This is a genomic window from Streptomyces sp. WAC00040 (assembly GCF_056835925.1).
The window spans coordinates 3,315,119-3,339,226 of record NZ_JAKQZE010000001.1 but is presented as its reverse complement, the minus strand read 5'-3'; the positions used below and the strand labels follow the sequence as shown (position 1 = coordinate 3,339,226).

Below are 24,108 nucleotides of genomic sequence, written 5' to 3'. Positions count from 1 at the left end.
GCACCGTGCGACGGGCATAACGAGGGTGGGAAATGATACGGGTGACCGTGGTGTACGAGGCCGGGCTGTTGCGGGCGGCGCTCGAGGAACTGCTGCGCTGCGGCGGCGAGTTCGATGTCTCCTCAGTTGCGAACTGGCCGCAGAGACCGGCCCCTGGCGCTCTTGTGCCGGACGTCTACGTCATCGACGCCGAGTGCCTCGAGCCGGCCAGGGCCGCTGACCGGACGGCGACCGGAAGGGGCGCCCTCGTGGCGCTCGTCCCGGCGCAGCGACCGGGGGTGCTGCGAAGGGCCCATGAGGCCGGTGCCCTCGGGTTCGTCGACAAGGACGGCTCCAAGCGCCGATTACTCACCGCGGTGCGCCGCGCGGCGAAGGGCGACCGGTTCGTGGACGAGGCACTCGCCGCCGGCTTCCTGGCGGCGGCGGAAATGCCCCTCACGCGAAGGGAGTTGAGCGTGCTGGCGCTGGCCGCCAAGGGGCAGCCGATAGCGGAGGTCGCCGCGTCGTTGCACCTGTCCGAGGGGACGGTCCGGAACTACATGGCGAGCGTCATCCGCAAGGTGGGGGCCCGCAACCGGGTGGACGCGATCCGCATCGCGCAGGGAGCCGGCTGGACCTGACCGGGTCGGCGGTCCGCGCCGCTCCGGCAGGTGCACGGACGCGGCCGCCGGTCGTGTCAGCCGCCCGTGGCGTGCCAGTGCCCCACCAGGTCCCGGTACAGAGCGGAACGCACGAGCAGTTCCTCGTGCGTTCCGTACCGGGCCTGCGTGCCGTCGAGGGCGAGAACACGGTCCGCCCGGAGCGCCGACGACAGCCGGTGGGCCACCACGACCAGGGTCCCCGGGCGGGCGGCGAGAGCCCGCTCCGCCACCGCCTCCGCCGAAGGATCCAGATGGGACGTCGCCTCGTCGAGCAGCAGCACGGGCGCCGGGGAGAGGTGGGCACGCCCGAGGGCGACGAGCTGCCGCTCGCCCTGGGAAAGGGTCCGCGGTGTCAGGGGCGCGTCCAGGCCGCCGACCTTGGCCACGAGCGGCTCCAGCTCCAGCGCCCGTACGGTCTCCTCCACGAGGGATCGCGGGGCGTGCGGGCGCAGATAGCACAGGTTGTCCCGGAGTGTTCCGGTGAACACGTACGCGTCCTGCGGGAGAAGGGTGCGCAGGCCCGTCAGGTCCGTGGGCGGCGCCGGCGCGAGGGGGTGCCCGGCCAGCCGCACCGTCCCCTCGAAGGGCGCCAGCGTGCCGGCCACGACCTGGAGCAGTGTCGACTTGCCGATGCCGCTCGGCCCGACGACCGCGAGGTGCTCCCCCTCGGCGACGGACAGGTCCAGCCCGTCCAGGACAGGACGCGCCCGCGCCCCGAAGGAGACCCGGACGCCCCGCACTTCCACCGCCGCCCCGCCGGTCCGGGGACCGGGCCGGGGGCCTGCGGCGGGAGGGGCGACGGCCGTGTCCGGGTACGGCTCGGTGAGCCGGCCGAGGACCACGAGCAGCCGGGCGCCCGCGGTGCCGAGCACCGTCATCAGTGAATGCAGGGCGGGAAGCAGGGCCTGAAGCAGATAGGTGAGGGCGCCCGCCAGCGCTCCCGCCGAGACACCTTGCCGCAGCAGCCACGGCGTGCAGACCAGGAGGAGGAGAACCGGCAGCTGACCGGCCACGGCCACGGCGAGTGTGCGCACCGCTGCCCAGCGGGCCATCGACCGTGCAGCGGCGGCGGCCTCGCCGACTTCGAGCCGTCCCCGCGCGGCGACCGCGTCCTGCGCGCCGCAGGCGACGATGTCGCGCAGGGCCGTCCGTACGCCCTGCGCGTGCCGGCCGATCGCCTCGTCGGCATCGAGGTATCGGTGCTGGGCGCGGGCCATCGGCGGCAGCGACATCATGAACAGCGCGACTCCCAGCAGCAGCGGCGGCACAACGATCAGCAGGAACTGCGGTGCCAGCGACAGCAGGCCGACCGCGGCCCCGGCGGCGACGAAGACGAAGGAGCGCGCGGTGAGCACAAGCCCCGCGAAGCTGTCCCGGGCGATCTCTGTCTGACTGGTCAGCCGAGAGACGGCCGTACCGTCGACCGAGCCGCCGGGGAGGGTGGCCTTGCGCAGTGCGTGCGTCACCGCTCGGCGGACCAGAGCGTCGCGCAGCGGCTCCGTCAGGTCGGCGAGCAGGGCGAAGACCCCGCGGGTGACGGGGGCGCCGAGCAGAATCACCCCGGCCGCCAGCGCCAGCCAGAGCAGACCCGTCCCGGTGTCCGCCCGCAGGAATCCGTCGTCGAGTGCTCTGGCGACTCCGTAACCACCGAGGAACGTCTGCACGGACTCGGCGGCGGACAGCGCCATGAGCCCGAACAGAGTCCGCTTCCTGGTCAGGAGGAAACGCCGGGCCGGTGCCACGAGGCGGTGGGCGGCCACCCGGTCGGTGACGGCTGGGCCGTGACCGGGCCGGGCGCCGGTCCGGCTCATCGCCCCGACCCCCGGCCGCGTCGAGCGACCGAGGCGGCGGGCGGCGGGCCGGTCCTCGCAGGCGGCAGGGCCGCGCCCGCGGCACGTGGGTCCCCCGTAGGCACGCGGTCGGGCGCGGCGGGCGGATCCGGCGCGGGCAGAGGGATTCCCTCTGCCGGCGGGTGCGGGGAGGCCGGCTGTTCCGGCACGGAGCCGGGGGCGAACACCGCACGATAGTCCGGGTCGCGCCACAGCTCGTCGTGCGACGCGACGCGTCGGACGCGGCCCGCCTCCAGCCAGATCACCAGGTCGGCCCGGGCGGCGGTGGACACCCTGTGCGCGACGACCACCCACGTGCCGGTGAGCGAGGAACGCGACAGCGCGAGTTCCACCTGGCGTTCCGTGGCCGTGTCGAGGCTGGAGGTCGCGTCGTCCAGGATCGTCAGACGCCCGCGCCGTACGAAGGCCCTCGCCAGGCCGAGGCGTTGCCGCTCGCCCCCGGACAACGGCGCCTGGTCCAGCGGTGTCTCGTACCCCTGGGGCAGGAGGCGTACGAAGCCGTCGGCGTGCGCGAGGGCCGCGGCGCGCCGGACCTGTTCACCGCTCATGGGCACGGCTCCGGCCGCCACTGCCTCTGCCACCGTGCCGCCGGTGAACTCGGGTCGTGCGAAGGCGTAGGCGACGCGGGCGCGAAGGTCGCCGCGCACCACCTGGGACAGCGGTACGCCGTCGAGGAGCACCTGTCCCGCGTCCGGGTCCTCGAGCCGGCCGGCGACGGCGGCGAGGCTGGACTTGCCGGAGCCGGACCGGCCCACCACGGCGGCCGTCGCGCCACCGGGCACCCTCAACGTCACGTCCGTGAGCAACGGCACGCCGCCGCGCACCAGACCGACACCCCGGAGTTCCAGAGCGCCGGTTCCGCCGACGGGCAGGACCTCGCAGCCGTGGGACATCGGCTCCAGGTCCGCGAGTTCGGCCGTGCGACGGGCCGCGCTGCGGGCACGGACGAGCGCGCCGAGCGGGGACGCGACCCCGCCGACGCCCGCTGCGAGCGCCGCGTAGCGCGAGGCTGCCAGCAGTTCCCCCACGCTCAGGGCGCCATGGGAGACCCGGATACCGCCCACGGCGAGGACGGCGGTGACGAGCAGCGGCAGGAGCACGCCGCTGTGCGCCACGGCACGGCCGTGGACGTTCCACATACGCCGTCCGTGCAGGGCCAGTTCGTCGAGCGGGGCGAGGACGCGCCGCGCCTCTCGGCCGGCGGTGCCCGCCGCGGCGACCGTACGGGCGCCCTCCAGTGCCTCCGTCAGCCGGGCGGCTATGTCGGCCTGCACCCGCTGGTAGCGGCCGACGCTGTCGGACGAGTGCCGGGCGAAGACACGCAGCAGCAGAAGCAGCAGCGGAACACCGGCGAGGAACACGGCAGCGGTCAACGGATCGATGAGCACGAGGGCGACGAGGGCCCCCACGGGGGTGAGCAGTGAGGAGACGATGGTCGCGAGCGCCGCGGGCGCGGCGCCGCTGTCCGCCGCGTTCACACACAGCCGGGCGGCGACGTCACCTGGAGAGTAGGGGGCCGCCCTCTCGAGCGGAGTGCCGAGCAGCCCCGTCAGCGCCCGGACCCGTACCCAGGCGGTGGCGCGGGCGTTCGCCAGTTGGCTCAGCAGGACGCGTGTTGCCTCAAGGAGGACCTCACCCGCCAGCAGCACGGCGCTCAGGGCGAGCCATGGCCCCACCCCGGGGCGTCGGTCCAGCATCAGGTCGAGCGCGTGGCCGATGACGGCGGGTACGGCGAGCGCGCACGCGGCGGCGGAGGTCGAACAGAGGCCGAGGACGGCGGTGAGGAACCAAGTGCGCCGCACCGTGCCGCGCAGGAGCGGGTCGCCTCCGCCCACAGGCGCCGTACGGCCCTTCTCCCCCCGGCTCCTGCCCCGGGGCTTCGCGGCCGGGTGCCCCGGGTCACGCCGTTCCCCCACACGCCGTCGCCTGCCCCTCACCCGCTCGGCCCGTTCCAGCCTCGTCACCCCTCTCCGTCAGCTGTCTGCGGCGCTCGTCCCGCCGGTCCTCTGCGGAAGACGCCCGGGGGCCCCGGGAAGCCGCTCCGGGGCTCGGCCGGGGAGCGCCGGCCGCTCGGAGCGGCGTTCCGGACGCCGCGGCGCCCCCGGAGATCTGCTCCGGGGGCGCCGGGACTCCGCCGCGACGTGCGCCGCTCGCGGAGCCGCGCCGGATCAGTTGCAGGTGGTCACGCTGAGGCTGCTGTCACCGCACAGCAGCAGGCTGGCGCGGCTGCCGGTCTCGACATCGCCGATGGCCTCTTCCTTCGGGGTCTCCATCGACTGCAGGTCCAGCAGGGTCATGATCTTTTCCTCTCTGTCGGGGACGGTGCTACTGACGACCCCGTGACGGGGCCGGTTCTTGGGGGTGCCGCAGCGGCGGCAGGAACGGCAGCTGCGCCGGGCGGTCGCCGAGCGCCGCCGCGAGTGCCAGCAGGCATCCGGCCGTACCGGTGGACAGGTCCATCGACAGCCGCATCATCTGCTCACCGGGAAAGGCCAGCCGGCCTTCGTAGGACATGGCGTGCCAGGCCAGTGAGCGGATCTGACGGCGCACGTCCTCCGCTGTGGTGCCGGGGCCGCCCGTGGTGGTGCGGGCGAGGTGCAGGACCATGCCGGCGGCGCCGCGGAAGAGGCCGGGCTGTGCGTAGAACGTGGCCTGCGCCGCCCGCACGATCTCGCGGCGCGCCTGGTCGAAGGTCTCGTCGCGGCGGTGGGCCGCGTAGTCGTCGAGCACCATCCCTATGCCGACACTGCCCGCTCCCAGGTAGGGCATCGTGCGCCGGCCCTCGTCCACCTGGAGGGTGCCCGCGGCACCGTGTACGCACCGGGACAGGTCGTCGCGCAGCGCCTCGTCCGCGAGGTCGAGCAACGCGGTGTTCCCGGTGCGTTCGTGCAGCCGCACGAAGAGCAGCGCCCGGCCCGCGGACCCGTGCAGCAGCCCGGTGCGCCGTGGGCTCCGCCCGGTCCCCGCACCGGCGGGGACGGGGCGGGCCGTCAACTCCGCGCAGCGGAGGGCGGCGTCGTGCAGGGCCGTCTCCCCCGTGGCGGCGGCGAGTGCGTCGAAGGCGAGGCCGAGTCCGGCCGTGCCGCCGTGCAGGTCGGGTGAGAGCGCCGACCACTCCTGTTCGAGAATCCGGTGGGCGAGTTCCAGGGCGGGGTCCGTGTGTCCCAGCCGGTGAAGGGTCCAGGCGATGCCGGCAAGGCCGTCGTAGAACCCGAGCGGAGTGCCCGAGTCGGGTGCCTTGGCGTGACGCAGCAGCCATTCCTCACCGGCGGGGCAGGCCGGAGAGCCGCTCTCGTGGAGCGCGTAGAGCACCCCGGCGGCACCGTGGCCGAAGGCCGCTCCGCCGCCCGCGGCTGCGAACTGCGCGATGTCGCCGGGGAAATACCGGTCCTCGCGCTCCGGGGTCGCCGACGCGATGATCGCCTCGGCCATCGAGTCGCGGCTGCGCGGCCAGTCGTCCGGTTCCACGGGGAGGAACCGGACGGACCGTCCCGCCGACGCGTTGGGCGGCCCACCGGCCGGGGCACGTCCGATCTCCCGTACGGCCTCGTCGAGGAAGCCGCGGGGCACCGGGAAGTGCCGTGCCGCGAGGTCGGCCAGGTGCGCCGCCTTGCCACGGTCGACGGCGAGCAGGCTGGTGAGCGGCAGGAACAGGGCGATCCGCAGGCAGGCCAGCGCGTAGCGGTCGACGTCGGTGCCGCGCCGGTCGGCGGGGGCGACGAACGCCGGGTGGGCGACGATCTGGCGGCCGTGCTCCTCCACAGGGCGTGCCGCTTCGAAGTCGAGCAGTACGACGGACTCCTCGTCCTCGGCGACCATGATGTTGAACAGGTGCAGATCGTTGAAGACCACTCCGCGTGCGTGGACGTCGGCCACCGCCTGTTCGACCATGCCGTGCATCCGCATCGCCCACCGGGTGTACTCGTCCAGCCGCTCGGGCGAAGGATCCGCCTCGATCAGCGGGTGCCTGCGGGCGAAGAAGGAGTTGAGCGGCCGGCCTGCCACATGCTCCAGTGCGAGGAAGTGGTGCTCGCCCAGCACGAAGCGGTCCACGACCTCCGGCGTGCAGTCGAGCCCCGACAGCTGCCGCAGCGCCCGGTGTTCCCGGTCCAGGCGGGCCACCGCGTCGGCGCCGTCGGCGGCGAGACCGGCGTACGGGCGGGCCTCCTTGAGCACGACCCGCCTGCCGGTGGCCTTGTGGTGAGCCTCGTAGACCCCGCCGCCGTTGGAGAAGTGCAGCGCCTTGTCGATGGTGTACGGCAGGTCTGCGACAGCCACCGCGCCACGGGCCTCGAGGTGGGGCCGCAGATAGTCGGGCGGGGTGACCCATCCGGGTATGCGGAACACCGGTTCGCGCGGGTCGGGCACGAGCGCGCCGGCCCCGTTCTCGATCGCGGGGCGCAGCTCACCGTGCTCGTCGTAGCAGTGGCGGCGGGTGAAGCTCCCGTAGCGCAGGTGCACCGGTCCCGGGCCCCAGCGCAGGTCGCTGAGGATGTACGGGCCCGGCTCGCCGTCGAGGAGCGCGGCGAGGTCGCCCGCGATCCGACCGCACCGGGCGTCGTCCGCCGGGTAGACCGTGATGAACTTGCCGCTCGCCGCCCGGTCGGCGTACTTGGCGTTGCGCTGGTGCAGCAGGTAGCGGCTCGGGACGAACTTGAACGCCACCTCGTGCGCCAGGCAGTACGTCCGGACCTTGCTGAGCACCGACTCCGCGTTGTCGAGGGAGGCGGAGACATGGATCTTCCAGCCCTGGGACGGCAGCGCCCGGTCGAGGGGCCGCAGGGCGAGCCAGTCGCCCGTGCGGTGGCTGAGCCAGCCCTCGGGGACCGGCAGCCGCGCCGCCTCGTACAGGGAGCCGTGAGAGGTCTCCGATGCGAACTCCAGGCGGTGCGGCGCGTCGTAGAAGTGCCGATCGGCGTCGCAGTAGACCGCGTACCCCTTGTTCACGCACACTCCCTCGGTCGGTGACAGGAGTGACGTTGTCACGCGCCGCCGGGCGCCCGACAGTCACCGCTGTCACCTTCCGAACGTGCGGTACGCACAGGTAACCAGGGCCGGACGCGGCGCGCCGGCCCTGCCGAGCGGGCCCACTGCCCGGGCCCGGGACAGAGCCGGAGCCGTGCCCGACCGGTGCGGTCAGAGGAACTTGGCCTTGCCCGGGCCTTCCTCGACGAAGCTGCGCATGCCACGTTCCCGGTCCTCGGTGGCGAACAGGCCCGCGAACCAGTTGCGTTCCACGGCGAGCCCGGTCTCGATGTCCGTCTCGAGTCCGGCGTCCACCGACTCCTTCGCCGCGCGCAGCGCCAGCGCGGGCCCCTTGGCCAGTGCCGCGGCCCAGGCGTGTGCCTGCTCGTACACCTCGGCGGCGGGGACGACACGGTCCACCAGGCCGAGGGAGAGCGCCTCGTCCGCCTTGACCATGCGGCCCGTGAAGATCAGGTCCTTGGCGCGGGAGGGGCCGATCAGCCGGGACAGCCGCTGGGTGCCGCCGGCGCCCGGGATGAGGCCGAGCAGGATCTCCGGCTGACCGAGCTTGGCGTTGTCGGCGGCGATCCGGTAGTCGGCGCAGAGCGCGAGCTCACAGCCGCCGCCGAGAGCGTAGCCGGTGACGGCCGCGACGACGGGCTTCGGGATACGGGCCACGGCGGTGAAGGACTCCTGCAGCGCCCGGGAGCGCACGACCATCGCCGCGTGGTCCATGGCCTGCATCTCCTTGATGTCCGCGCCTGCCGCGAACACCTTCTCCCCGCCGTAGAGGATCACGGCCCGCACGTCGTCACGGCGGCCGGCCTCCTCCGCGAGCTCGCGCAGCCGGTCCTGGACGGCGATGTCGAGGGCGTTCATCGGAGGGCGGTCGAGCCTGATGGTGCCGACGCCTTCGGAGACTTCCAGTGAAACGGTCATGAGGAGAGGTTAGTGCGCGTTAACGCGTCGGGGCCCGGTGCTGTTGCTCACAGCACCGGGCCCCGCGTCGCGTACTACTTGGTCCACTCGGCCCAGGACATGTTCCAGCCGTTGAGGCCGTTGTCCGGAGCGATCTGCTTGTCCTTGGAGTTCTTCACGATCACCACGTCGCCGATGATCGAGTTGTTGTAGAACCAGGCCGACGGTGTGTTCTTGTCGTACGCGCCGCGCACGTCCCGCAGCCCGATGCACCCGTGGCTGACGTTCGCAGAGCCGAACGTGCCGGGCGAGGCCCAGTAGTTGCCGTGGACGAAGGTGCCCGAGGTGGACAGCCGCATGGCGTGCGGGACGTCCTTGATGTCGTACTCGCCGCCGAAGCCCACGGTGGCGCCGTTCATCCGGGTCACCTTGTACTTCTCGCTGATGACCATCTGCCCGTTGTAGGTGGTGGTCGACGGCGCGCCGGCGGTGATCGGGATGCTCTTGATCTCCTTGCCGTCGCGCACGACCTTCATGGTCTTGGCGCTCGCGTCGACGGTGGAGACCTGGCTGCGGCCGATGGTGAACGAGAAGCTCTTGGCCTGCTTGCCGTACACGCCGGGTCGGCCTTCGACACCGTCCAGGTTGAGCTTCACGGTGACCTTCGTGCCCGCGGCCCAGTACTTCTCGGGGCGGAAGTCGAGGCGGTCGTTGCCGAACCAGTGGCCCTCGATCGGCACGGACGGCTCGGCGGTCACCGTGATGGCCTTCTCGACCGCCGCCGGGTCGGTGATGCCGCGGGTGAAGTTGATGGAGACCGGCATGCCGACGCCGACGGTGGCGCCTTCCTCCGGCGTGTAGTGGCCGATGAAGGTGTTCTTGGGCACCAGCGTGGTGAAGGTGGTGTCCTTGGCGGACTCACGGCCGTCCGCGTCCTCGGCGACGGCGTGCACCTTGTACTTGGTGGCGCCCGCCAGGTGCTGAAGCGGCTGCCAGCTCGCGCCGTCCGCGGCGATCCGGCCCTCGATCTTCGTGCCCTTGTCGTCCTGCACGGTGACCGTCGTCAGCTTGCCCTTGGCCGCGGTCACCTTCAGGGCGCCCATGGTCGCGACCGCGTCGGCGCCGTCCTTGGGCGAGATGGTGACCACCGCCTGGGACGCCGCGTTCTCGACCTTGCCGCTGCCGTCCTTGCCGCCGGGGTCCTTGTCACCGCCCTTGGCGGAACTCCCGCCTCCGCAGGCGGTGAGAACCAGCATCGCCCCCATGACCAGAGCGGACAGCACGGCGCCCCCGCGCCCGCGTCCGGTTCCGGCCGATGCCCCCGATATCGGCTGCCCGTTCACAGTCGTGTACTCCCCTCGCACGGCCTGGCACCGCCACGGCCCCCGCCCCCGCGCGCCTCACGCACGCACGGCGATAGATAATCACACCGCAGGTCGTCAAATGTGCCCCCGAATGTCACCGTTCGGTCCCAAGTCGTCCATGGGGCCGTGGTGGGGCCGCCTACGGGCGGGCGAGAGGGTTCTGCCCGGTCAGCGCAGTGCCGAACCCGCCGTCCAAAGCTGCCAGTCGAGGTTCCAGCCGCCGAGGCCGTTGTCCGGTGCGACCGTCCTGTCCTTGGACCCCACGACCTCCACCACGTCCCCGATCAGGGTCCGGTCGAAGAACCAGCCCGCCGGGGATTCGCTGCTGCCGCCCTTGTCGTCCCGGAGCCCCACGCAGCCGTGCGAGACGTTGTCCGAGCCGAAGACGCCGGCGGGGGTCCAGTAGTTGCCGTGCAGGAAGGTCCCGGAGGTGGTCAGCCGGATGGCGTGCGGCACGTCCTTGATGTCGTACTCGCTCTTGCCGTCCTTGTTCGTGAAGCCGACGGTCGCGCCGTTCATCCGGGTCACGTCGTACATCTCGGTGACCACCATCTTGCCGTTGTACGTGGTGGACTTGGGCGCGCCGGCGGTGATCGGAACCGTCGCAAGGACCTGCCCGTCACGCACCACCTCCATGGTGTGCGCCGCCGCGTCGACCCGGGACACCTGGGACCGGCCGATCGTGAAGGAGACGGTCCTGTCCTGGATGCCGTACACGCCGGGGGCCGCCTCGACGTCCCGCAACCGCATGTCGACCGTGACCTCGGTGCCCGGCTTCCAGTACGTGCGGGGGCGGAAGTCGAGCCGCTCCTTGCCGAACCAGTGGCCGGCGACCTCCACCGGCGGCTGCGAGCTCACTCGGATCGCGCGCTCCACGGCGGCCCGGTTCTCGATCTTCCGGTTGAAGGAGAAGGACACGATCATCCCGGTGCCCACGGTCGAACGGTTCTCCGGTTTGAAGTAAGCGATGAACCGGCTGTCGGGGACCAGGGTCGTGAACGTCGTGTGGCGGGCGGAGCGCCGGCCGTGGCCGTCCAGCGCCACCACGTCCACGCTGTACTTGGCGGCGGGCTTCAGCCGGGTGCCCTTCTCGGGCGCCCAGCGCAGACCGTCGTCGGAGATCCGCCCCTCGACCACGGTTCTCGTGGCGTCCTCGATCCGGGTCACCTCGACCCGCTCCAGCCGCCCGCTGGGCAGCCGCACCTCCACTGTGTCGTCGGGGCGCACCTCTTTCGCGCCGTCCTCGGGAGTGACCCGGATCGTGTCCTTGGTCGCACGCGGTTTGTCGCCGATGCCCGGCATCCCGCCGGAGCAGCCGACGAGGCCCGCGATCAGTCCTGCTCCTGCCAGGGCGACCGCGGCCCTGTGCCCTGCCCGCTTCAGTACATGTCTCACGTACCGGTCAACGACGACCACCCGGCGGGGGCAACGTGAACGGCGGGCGATGTTGGGACGGGGGCGGCGCGGGCAGAAATGGTGACAGGACCACGCGTGGGGTGCCGCGGCCGGGACGCCGCGGGCAGTGCTCCTTGCGGGACCTGCCGCCCGGGAGCACCTCGAGCGGGGGCCCGACGAGCCGCGGGAGGCCGGCAGGTGTCGAGCGCAGCCGAGCAGGAGACGGTGCGGGAGAAGGTGCCGGGCGAGCCGCCCGGCACCCGTTCGGCGGTGGCCGGCCCGGCCGCACGCCGTTCGAGGACCGATGCCGGGGAGCCGGACACGGGCTCCCGCAGACCCGTGTGGCCGGGGGCGCCGACGCCCCTGGGCGCGCGGTTCCGGACGGGGCCGGACGGGGTGGCGGGGACCAACTTCGCGCTGTGGGCAGGCGGGGCCGAAGGGGTGGAGCTCTGCCTCTTCGACGAGTGGGGTGGAGAGACCCGGCTGCCGCTCACCGAACTGACCCATGAGATCTGGCACGGCTTCGTGCCCGGCGTGGGGCCCGGCACGCGGTACGGATACCGCGTGCACGGCCGCTGGGACCCCTGGACGGGAGCCCGGTGGAATCCGGCGAAGTTGCTGCTCGACCCGTACGCGAGGGCCGTCGACGCGGGCGCGGGCAACGACTACGGGGCCCTGCCCCCGGAGGTCTACGGGCATGTGCGCGACTGGCCGGACCAGCATGTCGCCGACACCGTCCGCGACGACCGGGACTCGGCCCCGTTCGTCCCCAAGGCGGTGGTCGTCCACGACGAGGCCGGCGGCGACGAGTGGATGGACGACCGCAGGCCCAAGACGCCCTGGGCCGACTCGGTCATCTACGAACTGCACGTCCGCGGATTCACCCGGCTGCACCCCGGCATCCCGGAGGAACTGCGGGGCACGTACGCGGGGCTCGCCCACCCGGCGGCGATCGAGCATCTGGTGGGGCTCGGTGTGACGGCGGTCGAACTGCTGCCGGTGCACCAGTTCGCGCACGAGGACCATCTGCTGCGCCGCGGGCTGCGCAACTACTGGGGCTACAACTCGATCGGGTACTTCGCCCCCCACGCGGCCTACGCGGCCACCGGCACCGCCGGTCAGCAGGTCGGCGAGTTCAAGCGGATGGTGCGCGCGCTGCACGCCGCGGGGATCGAGGTCATCCTCGACGTGGTGTACAACCACACGGCGGAGGCCGGCGAGCTGGGGCCGATGCTGTCCCTGCGCGGTATCGACAACCGCGGCTACTACCGTCTCCAGGGGGACGCCCGCCGATACGCGGACTACACGGGCTGCGGCAACACCCTGCACGTCGTGCAGCCCCAAGTGCTGCGGCTGATCACGGATTCGCTGCGCTACTGGGTGACCGAGATGGGCGTCGACGGCTTCCGTTTCGACCTGGCCGCGGCGCTGGCCCGCTCGATGCACGACGTCGACATGCTGTCCCCGTTCCTCGCCGTCATCGCGCAGGACCCGGTGCTGCGCCGGGTGAAGCTGATCGCCGAGCCGTGGGACGTGGGCAACGGCGGCTACCAGGTGGGGGCGTTCCCGCCGCTGTGGACGGAGTGGAACGACCGCTACCGGGACTCGGTGCGCGACTTCTGGCGCGGCGCGCTGCACGATGTGCGTGATCTCGGCTACCGGCTGTCCGGCTCCAGCGACCTGTACGCCTGGGGCGGGCGGCGGCCGTACGCGTCCATCAACTTCATCACCGCTCACGACGGCTTCACCCTGCGGGACCTGGTCAGCTACGAGCGCAAGCACAACGAGGCCAACGGCGAGGGCAATCGGGACGGCACCGCCGACAACCGCTCCTGGAACTGCGGCGTCGAGGGAGAGACCGACGATCCGGCCGTACAGGCCCTGCGCCGGCGGCAGCTGCGCAATCTGCTGACCACCCTTCTGGTGTCGACGGGCGTGCCCATGCTCGTCGCCGGCGACGAGATGGGCCGCACCCAGGGCGGCAGCAACAATGCCTACTGCCAGGACAACGAGGTCAGTTGGGTGGACTGGTCGCTGCTCGAACAGCCGGGGCCCGCCGGTCTGCTTCAGCTCACCCGGCGGCTGCTGGCGCTGCGGCACAGCCATCCGGTGCTGCGCAGACGCGCCTTCTTCTCCGGCCGGCCGCAGGCTGCCGACGGGCTGCGGGACCTTGCCTGGTTCACTCCGCATGGCAGCGAGATGACCGAGGAGGACTGGTACGCGCCGTCCGCCACCCTGGCCCTCTACCTCTCCGGCCGGGACATCCCCGGCCGTGACGCGCGCGGCTGCCAGGTGACGGACGACAGCTATTTGACGGTGCTGCACGCGGCGGCGGAGCCGGTGGACTTCCGGCTGCCGGGACCGCCGTGGGCGGCGGCGTACGAACTGGTCGTGGACACCTCGCTGGAGGACCAGAGCACCGCTCCGGGCACCGTGCACGAAGGCGGTTGCGTGGTGCGGGTGTCGGGGAGGTCGGTGCTGCTGCTGAGGGTGCGGACCTGACGCGCCGCCGGGCCGCCGGCGCGGCCCGGCGTTCAGCCGAGGATGCCGCGTTCGTACGCCAGGGCCACCGCAGCGGCGCGGTCCTTTGCGCCGAGCTTGCCGAAGATATGGGTGAGGTGCGTCTTCACCGTGGCCTCGCTGATGAACAGTTCACGGGCGATCGTGCGGTTGGAGGTGCCCTTGGCGACGAGCTCCAGCACCTCACGCTCGCGCGCCGACAGACCTTCGTTGCCGGGCGCCGCCGGGGCACGGACGTGCGAGACGAGACGGGCGGCGACCGCGGGCGACAGGACCGTACGCCCCTCGGCGGCGGCCCGTACCGCCGTGAACAGCTCCTCGCGGGGAGCGTCCTTGAGGAGGTAGCCGGTCGCGCCGGCCTCGATGGCCGGCAAGGTGTCGGAGTCCGTGTCGTACGTGGTGAGGACGAGGACCCGGGACCGGGCGCCGCGCCGCGCCAGCTCGGCGATGGCCGCCACTCCCCCGCCGCCGGGCATCCGCAGGTCCATCAGGACCACGTCGGGGTCGAGGCGGGTGGCCAGTTCGATGCCCGCCGGGCCGTCCGCGGCCTCGCCGAGGACATGGAAGCCGGCCGAGGACTCGAACATGCCGCGCAGGCCGTCCCGTACGACGGGATGGTCGTCGACGACGATCAGCGTGACGGTGCGCTCGTTGACAGGGTGTTCAGCCATGGCGCACCAACGGTACGCGAGCGGACACCGCCGTGCCCTGGCCCGGCTCCGATTCGAGGGCCACGGTGCCCGCGATCCGCTCGGCGCGCGCCCGCATGCCGTCGAGTCCGAAGCCACCGGAACCGGAACGCGGCGCGACGGCGAGCGGGTCGAACCCCCGGCCGTCGTCGCGGACATCGAGGGTGACCTCGTCGCCCATGTAGGACAGGGTGACGCCGGCCCGTGCGGCGTCGGCGTGGCGGGCGGTGTTGGCAAGGGCCTCCTCTGCGATCCGCAGCAGGGTGCCGGCGACCTCGTCGTGCAGTTGCTCCTCGGTGCCGGTGACGGTGAAGCGGGCCTTCACGCCGGTGCGCCGGGACCAGTCGGCGACGGTCTTCTCCAGGGCCTCGGGAAGGGTGGCGTGCTCGAGGGCCGCCGGAGCCAGGTTCTGCACGGAGCGGCGGGCCTCGCCGAGGCTGTGCCGGGCCAGGGCGCAGGCCCGGTTCAGATGTTCGCCGGCGACGTCCCGGTCCTCGGTGGACGTGACGACCTGGAGCTGGGTGATGATGCCGGCCAGGCCCTGGGCGATGGTGTCGTGGATCTCGGCGGCGAGCCGGCTGCGTTCGTCGGCGATGCCCGCCTCGCGCGCCTGCACGAGGAGTTGGGCGTGCAGGCCCGCGTTCTCCTCGAGGGCCTGTTCCAGTCGGGCGTTGGCGAGCTCCAGCGCCTGGATGGTGGCCAGACGTTCCTGGGCCCGCTCGGCCTCCTGGACGCCGAAGCGGGCGAAGAGCAGGCAGAGGGAGGCGTTGAGGACGTACAGACCGCCGAAGAGGACCCACTGGAGCGTGGAGGCGGGCGGCAGGCCGCCGGCCTGGGAGCCCGCCATGATGAGGGCGGTGGCCAGCAGCCCCGCGTACGCCCTGCGGCCGGGCAGCAGATGGCCCGAGTCGAAGTATCCGAGAACCGCGTAGGCGGAGAAGAGCGGATTCAGCCACGCGAGGGCGAAGGCGAGGACGGTCCGCAGGGCGTAGTACATCTGCCCGGCCCGGGCGTGCTCCTCCTGGTCGGGCCGGCGCACGCTCCACCACACCTGGAGCGCGATAGCGGCGAGGACCAGTACACCCGCGGCGCGCATCTCCGCGCGGCTCATGAGGTCGCGGGCGACGGCGCCGGCGATCACGGTCGCGAGCCCCAGGAGGGCACAGGGGCCGTAGCGGTGGAACTGCGCCCAGCGCTCCTCGATCGGTACGGCCGTTCCCGGCCTCTGCACCGCGTCGGACAGCCTCATGCGCCAAGTGTCCCCCTCCCCGGCCACGGTGATCACTCCCAGCGGAACAAGCGGACGGCCGCGGCGGTGAGCAGCACGGCCCACAGGCCCGTGACGCCGAGGTCCGTCCAGGCGGGCCAACTGCCCGCCGCCGCCCGGTCGAGAGCCTGTGACGCCGCGCCCAGCGGTGTGAACTCCACGATGCGCCGGAGTGTGCCGGGCATGGACTGGACCGGCAGCCAGACGCCCGAGGTGAACATCGACGGGAAGAAGATCACCGACCCGATGGCGGTGGCGATCTTCTGGTTCCGGGAGACGGCACAGATGGTCGCGCCCAGCGCCAGCGCGCCGGCGGTCGTCAGCACCATCGCGAGCACGTAGCCGGCGGGCTGCCCGGGCAGGGCGACGCCGAAGGCGACGCGGCCGACGGCCAGCGCGAGCACGGCGGATGCGAGCGCCGCGACGCCGTGCAGGGCGACCTGGGCCGACAGCAGCACGGACGGTCGGACAGGGGTGGCCGACATCCGCCGCAGGATGCCGCGTTCTCGGTAGCCGGCGAGGACGGGCGGCATCGCCTGAAGCCCTGCCATGATCACGGCGAGCAGTACGGCGACCGGGACGTAGAGGTCGATGACGCGGCGGCCGCCGATGTCCTCGGACGCCTCCCGGAAGGACGGGATCAGGCCGAGGATCGTCATGAGCATCGTCGGGAAGAGGACGATCCAGAACAGCGATCCGGGTTCCCGGGAGAAGAGGCGTGCCTCGGTCCGGAGCACGGCGGCCCACGCAGGGACGCGTGCGGGGGCAGGGGCCGTGCCGGGGGCTGGAGCGGCGGTGGTCATCCGAGCCTCTCTTCCGTGAGGTCGAGGAACGCGTCGTCCAGGGAGGCCTCACTTACGCGGAGCTGACGGGCGGTGATGCCGAGCCTGGCCAGCAGCGACATCACGGCGGCTACGGTCTCGTCGGTGCCGTGGACGGTGACCCGGCCGTCGTTGGAGGTGACGGAGGCGGCCTGCGGGAGCGCGGCCAGTTCCCGCTCGTCGAGCGGGTCGGAGGGTGTGAAGGAGATGACGGTCGACGCGCTGGACCGGCCGATCAGCCCGGCGGGGGTGTCGAGCGCGGCGACCCTGCCCTTGTCGATGACCGCGATCCGGTCGCAGAGACGCTGCGCCTCCTCCATGAAGTGGGTGACCAGCAGGACGGTGACGCCGGAGTCCCGCACCTCCTCGATCAGTTGCCAGGTGTCCCGGCGGGCACGCGGGTCGAGTCCGGTGGTCAGCTCGTCGAGTACGACGACCCTTGGGCGGCCGATCAGGGCCAGCGCGATGAACAGGCGCTGCTTCTGCCCGCCGGAAAGCTTCGCGAACCGGTCACCGAGCTTGGGCCGGAGGCCGAGCCGCTCGACGAGCGGCCCCCAGTCGGCCGGCCGCTCGTAGAAGGACGAGTAGAGCTCCAGCGCCTCGCGCACCGTGAGTTTGGGCTGGAGCTCGCTCTCCTGGAGCTGCGCGCCGAGCAGCCGGGTGACCTTCTCGTGGTCGGCCACCGGGTCGAGGCCGGCGACCCTGACCGTGCCGGAGTCGGGGATTCTGAGGCCTTCCACGCATTCGACGGTGGTGGTCTTCCCTGCGCCGTTCGGGCCGAGGATCCCGAAGATCTCGCCCTCCTCGACGCCGAAGCTCACACCGTCGACCGCGGGCCGGCCGCCGTAGGCCTTGCGCAGACCGTTCACTTGGACTATCGCCATGGCACGAGGCTCCCGCGCGGCCGGTGGCCGGCACATCGCCCATCACGCTCGAGCCGGCATCGGCCGATCGGTTGATACGGGCGTACGACTCCGGCCCGGCCGGGCCACGGTCACCTGGACGCAGGTGCCCCGCCCTGCGGAAAACCACATGAGCGGTGTCAGTGGTCAACCGTAGGCTCGCGCCTGATGCCCACTACACATTCGGATACCTCCGACACCACGGACCGCTCCGCCGTGCGTTCGCTCGTGCGGCTGTGGCCCTATGTGCGCCCGGTCCGTACGCGCCTGTTCAGCGCGGCGCTCGTCGCCATAGTCGCCTCCTGCCTCAGCCTGGTCATCCCGCTGGTGCTGAAGTGGATCGTCGACGGGCCGGTCGCGGCGGGCGATCCGGGCGGGGTCTGGTTCGGGGCGCTGGTCCTGCTGCTGCTGGGTGTCGCGGAGGCGGTGCTCTTCGGCTTCCGGCGGTGGCTGGTGGCGCGGCCCCTCGCCGGTGTGGAGGCGGCCATGCGGGCGGACCTCTTCCGCCATCTCCAGCGTCTTCCGGTGGCCTTCCACGACCGCTGGGCATCCGGACAACTGCTCTCGCGCGGCACCACGGACCTGATGCTGCTCCGGATGTTCCTGGCGTTCCCGTTGACCTTCCTGCTCGTCAACGCCACCACGATCCTCGTCGGTTTCGTGATCCTGCTGGGCCAGGAGTGGACGCTGGGGCTCGTCCTCCTCGTTCCCGTACTGCCGCTGGTGGTCGTCTGTTCGCTCTTCGAGGCGCGCTACTCACTCGTCGCACGTAAGGCGCAGGACCAGGTGGGCGACCTGACGACGGTCGTCGAGGAGAGCGTCCTCGGCATCCGCATCATCAAGGGCTTCGGGCGGCACCGCAGTCAGGCGGAGGCGTTCCGGAGTCTTTCGGAACGGCTTCGCGGCACGGAACTGGGGAAGGCTCGTCTGCTGGGCGGCGTCTGGGCGCTGATCACGATCATTCCCGAACTGGCCATCGGCGCGGCGCTGGTGCTCGGCACGATCCAGGTCGCGGACGGCACGCTGTCGGCTGGCACGCTGGTCGCCTTCCTTTCGACGGCCCTGGCGCTGCGCTGGCCGGTGGACTCGATCGGCTTCCTGCTGGCCATGAGCCAGGAGGCGGCGACCGCGGCCGACCGCTACTTCGAGGTTCTGGACGCACCGGAGGAAAGCGATACGCACGACGGGCCCGATACCGCGGCCCGTACGGAGGAGCGGCGCGGGAGGGGCGGCGCCTCTGGGGCCGTCCCGGCCGGCGTTCCGGCGGAAACCGGTGGACTGCGTTTCGAGGGCGTCGGGTTCCGCTACCCGGACGCGCCCGACGGCAGCGCACCGGTCCTCGCCCGGATCGACCTCCATGTGCGGCCCGGCGAGACCATGGCCCTGGTGGGCGGCACGGGCAGCGGTAAGACGACCCTCACGGCCCTGGTGCCCCGGCTGTACGAGCCGACGTCCGGGCGGATCACGCTCGACGGCCAGGACATCACCGCCATGCCGCGTGAACGGCTGCGTGAGCTGGTGTCGGTGGCGTTCGAGGAGCCGACGTTGTTCTCGGCGAGCGTCGCTGCGAACGTCCTGATGGGCGCTCAGGGCGCGGACGACGCGGAGCTGCGCCGCTCGCTGGACATCGCGCAGGCCGGCTTCGTCGACGCGCTGCCGCACGGCGCCGCCACCCAGGTCGGCGAACAGGGCCTCAGCCTGTCGGGCGGTCAGCGCCAGCGCCTGGCGTTGGCGCGCGCCGTGGTCGGCGGGCCGCGCTTCCTGGTCCTCGACGATCCGCTCTCCGCGCTCGACGTGCACACGGAGGCCCTGGTGGAGGCGGCGCTGCGGCGGGTGCTGGAGGACACCACCGCGCTGGTGGTGGCGCACCGGCCGTCGACGGTGATGCTCGCCGACCGGGTCGCGCTGCTGTCGGACGGCCGGATCGCCGCGGTCGGCACGCATCACGAACTGCTCCGTACGAACGCCGAGTACGCATGGCTGATGTCCGGCGCGGATGGACCCGAGGGCCCGCTCGACATGGCGGGCGGGTCCGGGACCGGTACGGAGGGACCCGAGGGCTCGCTCGACATGGCAGATGGGTCCGATACCCGCGCGCCCGGGACGGTGGCCGGTGACCCGGACCGCCCGAAGACGCCGAGGGGCCGGACGGACGTGGACGCGACCGCAGGGACCGAAGGGACGGCACGGTGACGGCAGGGTCGACAAAGGAGCCGGCGACGGCGCAACCGGCAGAGCAAGCAGGGGGCGCGGCACCTACGGGCGAACCGGAAAAGGGGGCGGCGGACCAGACAGGGGGCCGCCCGTCGGTCACGTCGGCGACCGCCCAGGACACGCGCGGGGCGCCCGGGACGAGCGGCCCCGCGACCGCTGCCGGTGCCCTCGGCGGCACGGCGCCGTCCGGGAAGGGCGCGCCGGCGAGCGACCCGTTCGACCGGGACGCCCTGCCCGCGCCGGACGGCGCGACCGGCGCGCTGCTGCGGTCGCTCCTCGCGCCCCGCCGTGCCCGTGTCGCGCTCGCGGCGGTGCTGCTGCTCCTCCAGCAGGCCGCCGTCCAGGCGGGACCGTTGCTGGTGGCGTACGCCATCGACCGCGGCGTTCCGGCCTTCCGCGCGGCGGACTACGGGCCGCTGGTCGCCGTCGGCACCGGGTATGCGCTGTGCGCACTGGCCGCGGGAGCGCTCCAGTACGCCTTCATCCGGGCGTCCGCCCGTGTCAACCAGGACGTGCTCCTCGATCTGCGGGGTCGTATCTTCCGTCACGCCCAGGCGCTGAGCGTCGACTTCCACGAGCGGTACACCTCCGGCCGGCTGATCTCCCGGTCGACGACCGACGTCGAGTCGCTGCGTGAACTGCTGAGCGAAGGGCTTCAGGAACTCATCGGCGTGGTGCTCGCCTTCGTGTACATCTCGGCGATGCTGCTCTGGCTCGACCTCGGGATCGGCGGCATGGCGGTCCTGTCCTTCGTGCCGCTCTATCTGCTGGTGCGGATCTACCAGCGGCGGGCCAAGTCCGTCTTCATGAACCGCTCCACCGCGATCGCGGCGGTCATCGTGAAGTTCGCGGAGACCATGAACGGGATCCGGCCGGTGCGTGCCTTCCGCCGTGAGCGGGCCAACGACGCCGATTTCGAGGTGCTCAACCACCGCCACGAACGCACCAACGGCGACGCCCTGCTGGAGATGGCGCGCTATGTCGTCGGCTCCCGGCTCGTCGCCAACACCGCTGTCGCGGCGATGGTCCTTTGGGGCGCGTACCGGGTCGCCCAGGGCACGCTCGCGCTGGGTGTGCTGGCCGCCGCCGTGCTGTATCTGCGGCGGCTGTACGACCCGATCGACCGGCTCGGGATGTTCCTCAACTCCTACCAGTCGGCGGCCGCCTCACTGGAGAAGATCGCGGGTCTCCTGGCGCAGGAGCCGACGGTCCCCGAGGCCCGCGAGCCGCGTGCGCTGCCGGTGCGCAGGTCCGGCACGCCGGGCCGCGAGGTGGTGTTCGAGCAGGTCGGCTTCGCCTACCGCACGGGCGGGGAGGTGCTGCCCCGGTTCGACCTGACGATCCCGGCCGGGCAGACCGTCGCGGTCGTCGGCTCGACCGGCGCGGGCAAGTCGACCCTCGCCAAGCTGCTGGCCCGCTTCTACGACCCCACCGAGGGCCGGGTCCTGCTCGACGGGACCGATCTGCGGGACCTGGCCGTGCCGGACCTCCGCCGAGGGGTGGTGATGGTGACCCAGGAGGCGTTCCTTTTCTCCGGGACGGTCGCGGAGAACATCGCGCTGGGGCGGCCGGAGGCGAGCCGCGCGGACATCGAGCGGGCCGCCAAGGCGATCGGCGCCCATGACTTCATCGAGTCCCTGCCCGACGGCTACGACACGGACGTGCGCAAGCGGGGCGGACGGATCTCCGCGGGGCAGCGGCAGTTGGTGTCCTTCGCGCGGGCGCTGCTCGCCGACCCGGCGGTGCTGATCCTCGACGAGGCGACCAGTTCGCTGGACATCCCCGGCGAGCGGGCGGTGCAGCAGGCGATGGACACCGTGCTCCAGGGCCGTACGGCGGTGGTGATCGCGCACCGGCTGTCGACGGTCGAGATCGCGGACCGGGTACTGGTGATGGAGCACGGCCGGATCATCGAGGACGGCGCGCCCGCCGAACTGATCTGCGGCGAGGGCAGGTTCGCGGGGCTGCACAGGGCCTGGCGGGACAGCGTGGTCGGCTGAGCCGCTCGGCGGGCAGGCCCGCCGGGCCCGGTCCGTCGCACGGGCGGACCGGGGCGGTGCGCGGGCCCCCGACGGCGCCCGTGCTGTCCGCCCGCCCAGGTACGGAATGAGCCACGCCCGGAAGGCCCGTACCGGACCGCGATCAGCAGCACCGCTACGCGGCCTTCACAGATGCAGACTTCGCCGTGAACATCCGGTTGCTTTCCGGGTCGGGCCGGGGCGAATGTCCGGGCCCCGCCCGGCAACGATCCGCGAAACGTCCGCTCACCGAACATGACCTATCGGGCAACGGACGAATTCCGGCCAACTTCTTGTCGCGCTCCTGACAGAACACGTCCTCGGCTGCCAGTCTTCCCCCGATCCACGCACCACAGCTCCGCATGCTCTGCCCGGCCGACCCACCCAGCCGACCGGTACCCCCCTCGCAGAAGGAGTCCGCGTGAGACCCACGCATCGCCGGCGCGCCACCGCGACCGGAGCTCTCATCGCCACCGCCGCCCTTCTCGCGGTCGGCTTCCAGACCGGAACCTCGGCCGCCGCCCAGCCGGAGGCGCCCGCCGCCGTGAAGGCGGGCAAGGCCGACCCGGGCGCGCTGCCCAAGAGCCTCTCCCCCGCCCAGCGGGCGGAGCTGATACGCCAGGCGTCCGCCACGACGGCCGCCACCGCGAAGGAACTCGGCCTCACCGCCAAGGAGAAGCTCGTCGTCCGGGACGTCGTCCAGGACCGCGACGGCACCACGCACACCCGCTACGAGCGCACCTACGAGGGCCTGCCGGTCCTCGGCGGCGACCTCGTGGTCGCCGAGTCCGCCACGGGTGCTACCGAGGCGGTCACCAAGGCGTCCCGCGCCGCCCTGAAGGGCGTCGACACCAGTGCGGACGTCGCACCGGCCACGGCGGAGAAGCAGGCCCTCGGCGCAGCCCGGGCCGAGGGCTCGAAGGCGACGAAGGCCGAGCGGGCCCCGCGCAAGGTCGTCTGGATGGGCACCGGCAGTCCGACTCTCGCCTACGAGACCGTGGTCGGCGGACTCCAGCACGACGGCACCCCGAACGAGCTCCACGTCGTGACCGACGCGGCCACCGGCGAGAAGCTCTACGAGTGGCAGGCCGTCCACAACGGCACCGGCAACACCCAGTACAGCGGGCAGGTCACCCTGGGCACGGCCCCGTCGTACACGCTCACCGACACGACCCGCGGCAACCACAAGACGTACAACCTCAACCGCGGTACGTCCGGCACGGGCACGCTCTTCTCCGGCCCCGACGACATCTGGGGCAACGGCTCGCCGTCGAACCTGGAGACGGCCGGCGCCGACGCCCACTTCGGCGCGGCCCTCACCTGGGACTACTTCAAGAACGTGCACGGCCGCAGCGGCATCCGCGGTGACGGCGTCGGCGCGTACTCCCGTGTGCACTACGGCAACAACTACGTCAACGCGTTCTGGCAGGACAGCTGCTTCTGCATGACGTACGGCGACGGGTCCGGCAACGCCAAGCCGCTCACCTCGATCGACGTGGCCGCGCACGAGATGACGCACGGCATCACCTCCAACACGGCAGGCCTGGTCTACAGCGGCGAGTCGGGCGGCCTCAACGAGGCCACCAGCGACATCTTCGCCGCGGCGGTGGAGTTCAGCGCGAACAACTCCCAGGACGTCGGCGACTACCTCGTCGGCGAGAAGATCGACATCCGCGGTGACGGCACCCCGCTCCGCTACATGGACAAGCCGAGCAGGGACGGCTCTTCCAAGGACTACTGGTACTCGGGCATCGGCAACGTCGACGTCCACTACTCCTCGGGCCCGGCGAACCACTGGTTCTACCTGCTCTCCGAGGGCAGCGGCGCCAAGACCGTCAACGGCGTCAACTACGACTCGCCCACCTCCGACGGTCTGCCGGTGACCGGCATCGGCCGCGACAAGGCCGCGCTGATCTGGTACAAGGCGCTCACTACCAAGTTCAGCTCCCGTACCGACTACGCGGGCGCCAGGACCGGCACCCTCGCGGTCGCGACGGAGCTGTACGGCGCGACCAGCGCCGAGGTCAAGGCCGTCACCGACGCCTGGGCCGGCATCAACGTCGGCTCCCGCCCCGGCGGCGACCCCGACCCCGACCCGGGCACGGTCTTCGAGAACACGGCTGACGTCAGCATCCCGGACGCGGGCGCCGCGGTGACCTCCTCGGTCAACGTCACCGGCCGTACCGGCAACGCCCCGTCCGCCCTTCAGGTCGGCGTCGACATCGTGCACACCTGGCGCGGTGACCTGGTCATCGACCTGCTCGCCCCGGACGGCACCGCGTACCGCCTGAAGAACTCGAGCGGTTCGGACTCGGCGGACAACGTCAAGGCGACCTACACGGTCAACGCCTCCAGCGAGGTCGCCAACGGCACCTGGAAGCTGCGGGTGCAGGACGTGGCCCGCTACGACACCGGCTACATCAACAGCTTCAAGCTCACCTTCTGAGGCTGACCGCACATCCCTGATCCGGGGCGCTGCCCGGGACGCCACAACGGCTCCCGGGCAGCGCCCTTCCATGTTCCGAGCCAGGGAGAACCTCGGAC

16 protein-coding genes are annotated in these 24,108 nt (G+C 72.2%); 5 read left to right on the top strand and 11 right to left on the bottom strand.

Annotated features, from left to right (window positions below; translation table 11 throughout):
• The first annotated feature begins 32 nt into the window (after window positions 1–32).
• Window positions 33–620 carry a response regulator transcription factor gene (locus MDN94_RS15510; RefSeq protein WP_482726388.1) on the top strand — a complete coding sequence of 196 codons (588 nt, stop codon included), beginning with the start codon at window positions 33–35 and terminating at the stop codon, window positions 618–620.
• Between the two features lie 56 nt (window positions 621–676).
• Here MDN94_RS15510 and MDN94_RS15505 read toward each other — a convergent pair whose 3' ends face one another.
• The 7 genes from MDN94_RS15505 to MDN94_RS15475 form a co-directional block, all read right to left on the bottom strand.
• Complete coding sequence (locus MDN94_RS15505; RefSeq protein ID WP_482726387.1) at window positions 677–2,452, bottom strand: ATP-binding cassette domain-containing protein; 1,776 nt, start codon at window positions 2,450–2,452, stop codon at window positions 677–679.
• Complete coding sequence (locus MDN94_RS15500) at window positions 2,449–4,326, bottom strand: ABC transporter ATP-binding protein (RefSeq protein ID WP_482726386.1); 1,878 nt, start codon at window positions 4,324–4,326, stop codon at window positions 2,449–2,451. Before MDN94_RS15500 ends, MDN94_RS15505 begins: the two co-directional genes overlap by 4 nt.
• Before the next feature lie 333 nt (window positions 4,327–4,659).
• Complete coding sequence (gene ramS, locus MDN94_RS15495; RefSeq protein ID WP_053556909.1) at window positions 4,660–4,788, bottom strand: mycelium formation morphogenetic lantipeptide SapB; 129 nt, start codon at window positions 4,786–4,788, stop codon at window positions 4,660–4,662.
• A gap of 28 nt (window positions 4,789–4,816) precedes the next feature.
• A complete protein-coding gene (lanKC, locus tag MDN94_RS15490) occupies window positions 4,817–7,438 on the bottom strand; it encodes a class III lanthionine synthetase LanKC (RefSeq protein WP_482726385.1) in 2,622 nt (873 codons plus the stop codon).
• A gap of 189 nt (window positions 7,439–7,627) precedes the next feature.
• Window positions 7,628–8,395: an enoyl-CoA hydratase/isomerase family protein gene (locus tag MDN94_RS15485; protein WP_482726384.1), complete on the bottom strand. Its 768-nt coding sequence runs from the start codon at window positions 8,393–8,395 to the stop codon at window positions 7,628–7,630.
• A gap of 74 nt (window positions 8,396–8,469) precedes the next feature.
• Window positions 8,470–9,717, bottom strand: a complete 1,248-nt coding sequence (locus MDN94_RS15480) for a L,D-transpeptidase (RefSeq protein ID WP_482726383.1) — start codon at window positions 9,715–9,717, stop codon at window positions 8,470–8,472.
• Window positions 9,718–9,906: 189 nt separating this feature from the next.
• Entirely contained in the window at window positions 9,907–11,133 is a 1,227-nt protein-coding gene (locus MDN94_RS15475) for a L,D-transpeptidase (RefSeq protein ID WP_482726382.1), read from the bottom strand.
• Window positions 11,134–11,331: 198 nt separating this feature from the next.
• Here MDN94_RS15475 and glgX point away from each other — a divergent pair, with 198 nt between their 5' ends.
• The gene (glgX, locus tag MDN94_RS15470; protein ID WP_482726381.1) at window positions 11,332–13,635 is read left to right on the top strand and encodes a glycogen debranching protein GlgX; all 2,304 of its coding nucleotides are present in this window, start codon (window positions 11,332–11,334) and stop codon (window positions 13,633–13,635) included.
• 32 nt (window positions 13,636–13,667) lie between these two features.
• On the opposite strand, the gene MDN94_RS15465 is transcribed toward glgX, so the two are convergent.
• The 4 genes from MDN94_RS15465 to MDN94_RS15450 are packed head-to-tail and all read right to left on the bottom strand — an operon-like array spanning window position 13,668 to window position 17,314.
• Window positions 13,668–14,324 (bottom strand): response regulator, encoded by a 657-nt coding sequence (locus MDN94_RS15465; RefSeq protein WP_482726380.1) that lies wholly within the window; start codon window positions 14,322–14,324, stop codon window positions 13,668–13,670.
• A complete protein-coding gene (locus MDN94_RS15460) occupies window positions 14,317–15,591 on the bottom strand; it encodes a sensor histidine kinase (RefSeq protein ID WP_482726379.1) in 1,275 nt (424 codons plus the stop codon). Before MDN94_RS15460 ends, MDN94_RS15465 begins: the two co-directional genes overlap by 8 nt.
• A 32-nt stretch (window positions 15,592–15,623) precedes the next feature.
• Window positions 15,624–16,412 carry an ABC transporter permease gene (locus MDN94_RS15455; protein ID WP_482726378.1) on the bottom strand — a complete coding sequence of 263 codons (789 nt, stop codon included), beginning with the start codon at window positions 16,410–16,412 and terminating at the stop codon, window positions 15,624–15,626.
• Window positions 16,409–17,314 (bottom strand): ABC transporter ATP-binding protein, encoded by a 906-nt coding sequence (locus tag MDN94_RS15450; RefSeq protein ID WP_482726377.1) that lies wholly within the window; start codon window positions 17,312–17,314, stop codon window positions 16,409–16,411. Before MDN94_RS15450 ends, MDN94_RS15455 begins: the two co-directional genes overlap by 4 nt.
• 186 nt (window positions 17,315–17,500) lie before the next feature.
• Here MDN94_RS15450 and MDN94_RS15445 point away from each other — a divergent pair, with 186 nt between their 5' ends.
• The 3 genes from MDN94_RS15445 to MDN94_RS15435 all read left to right on the top strand — a co-directional run bounded on the left by MDN94_RS15445 (window position 17,501) and on the right by MDN94_RS15435 (window position 24,010).
• Entirely contained in the window at window positions 17,501–19,525 is a 2,025-nt protein-coding gene (locus tag MDN94_RS15445) for an ABC transporter ATP-binding protein (RefSeq protein ID WP_482726376.1), read from the top strand.
• Window positions 19,522–21,546: an ATP-binding cassette domain-containing protein gene (locus MDN94_RS15440; protein WP_482726375.1), complete on the top strand. Its 2,025-nt coding sequence runs from the start codon at window positions 19,522–19,524 to the stop codon at window positions 21,544–21,546. Before MDN94_RS15445 ends, MDN94_RS15440 begins: the two co-directional genes overlap by 4 nt.
• Before the next feature lie 439 nt (window positions 21,547–21,985).
• Window positions 21,986–24,010, top strand: a complete 2,025-nt coding sequence (locus MDN94_RS15435) for a M4 family metallopeptidase (RefSeq protein WP_482726374.1) — start codon at window positions 21,986–21,988, stop codon at window positions 24,008–24,010.
• Window positions 24,011–24,108 lie beyond the last annotated feature (98 nt).